The organism is Azospirillum sp. (genome assembly GCF_050789165.1).
In genome coordinates this window covers 1-1,534 of sequence record NZ_JBOZRT010000087.1, presented here as the reverse complement: position 1 = coordinate 1,534, position 1,534 = coordinate 1, and the positions used below count along the sequence as shown (strand labels likewise).

General features: G+C 63.8%; 2 protein-coding genes. Both read right to left on the bottom strand.

Annotated elements, in window-relative coordinates; genetic code table 11:
• A partial coding sequence (locus ACRWK7_RS19000) for a VOC family protein (RefSeq protein ID WP_431857856.1) occupies positions 1–800 on the bottom strand: 800 nt, incomplete at its 3' end.
• Positions 801–814: 14 nt separating this feature from the next.
• The coding region (locus ACRWK7_RS18995) for a PIG-L deacetylase family protein (RefSeq protein WP_431857855.1) at positions 815–1,534 on the bottom strand (720 nt) is incomplete at its 5' end.

Genomic DNA, 1,534 nt, shown 5'->3' with positions numbered 1-1,534 from the left:
TCGACGCGGTTGCCGGCCGGCTCCCAGACATAGAGGAAGAAGGTGCCCTGGACGGCGTGCTTGTGCGGCCCGGTCTCGATGTGGATGCCGTTTTGCAGAAAGATGTCGGCGGCCCGCAGGATGTCCTCGCGCTGGTCGGTCGCATAGGTGACGTGGTGCAGGCGGCCGACGCCACCGCCATGCTCTTCGGTGCAGGCAAGGTCATAGGTCTTGTTGTTGATCGTGAACCAGCATCCACCGATCCGGCCATTGTCGAGCTGGATGATCTCGGTGACGCGGCTGCCGAGGCAGGTCTCCATGAAGCGGCGGAATTCGGACACGTCGGAGGACAGGAGGTTGAGGTGGTCGAGGCGGCGTGGGGCCGCCCCGGTAAAGGCGGAAGCGGTGTTCTTCAGCGCCGGCGCGTCGGCGCCGGTCGCCTGGTATTTCACTGTGTCCCAGTAGATCTCGAAGACGTGGCCGAACGGGTCCTCGAAGCGGAAGGCCGGGCCATGGCCGAGATCGCCGTCGATCCAGCCGTGGACCTTGTATCCGGAAGCCTCGATCGCCTTGACGCGCCGCTCGAGCGCCTCAAGGCTGGAGGCGCGATAGGCAATGTGGCCGACGCCGGTGGTGTGCGACCTGGTCAGCTTCAGCGAGCAGTATTCGTAGTCGTCCCAGGCCCTCAGATAGGCCGAGGTCTCGTCCTGGCCGGACAGCTTCAGGCCGTAGACGCGGGTGAAGAAGTCGAGGCTTTCCTCGAACTTGTCGGTATACATCTCGACATGGGCGAGGTGGGCGATGTCAAAACAGGGTTCCATGGCTCGCTCTCCCTTTAGAGTTCGTCGACGGTGCGCGGGAAAATCGACTGGAAGCCTTCCGCGTACTTGCAGGCCCGGCCGCCGGCCTGGCCGCCGGAATTGCGGGTGAAGTGATTGGCGCGGTTGATGGCGACGCGGGTGTAGTATTCCCACAAATGCTCCTGGCCTTCCATGCATTCGATGGCGGCGCGCTTCTTCTCCCAGACCGGCGTGATGTCGAGGAAGGTGTCCGGCTTCCAGCCCATCTGTTCGGTCTGGTGCGGCTCGAACAGGTAGAGCTGCGGCGCGCCGAGCACCTTTTCTCCCGGATTGTGGCCCCAGGCCTGGGCGATCATCCGGCATTCCAGCGCCACCTGGGTCGCATACATATGGTCGGTATTGTAGGGATCGTATTGCGAATGCGACAGCATGAAGCGCGGCTGTACCTTGCGAATGATGTCGACCAGCCGGTTCTTGTCGTCGCGGCTGAGTTCCAGCGGATAGTCGCCGAGATCGAGGCAGACGAGATCGTGTACGCCGAGCGCTTCCGCGGCGCGTTCGGACTCGGCGCGGCGAGCGGCCTTGACGCGGTCGAGTGTCATGCCAGCCTGCTTCCAGAGCTTTGCGGATTCGCCGCGTTCGCCGAAGGACAGGCAAACCACGGTGACCTTGTAGCCGAGCGCCGCATGCAGCGCGATGGCACCGCCGCAGCGCCAGACGAAATCCGCGGCGTGTGCAGAAATCACGAGGGCGGT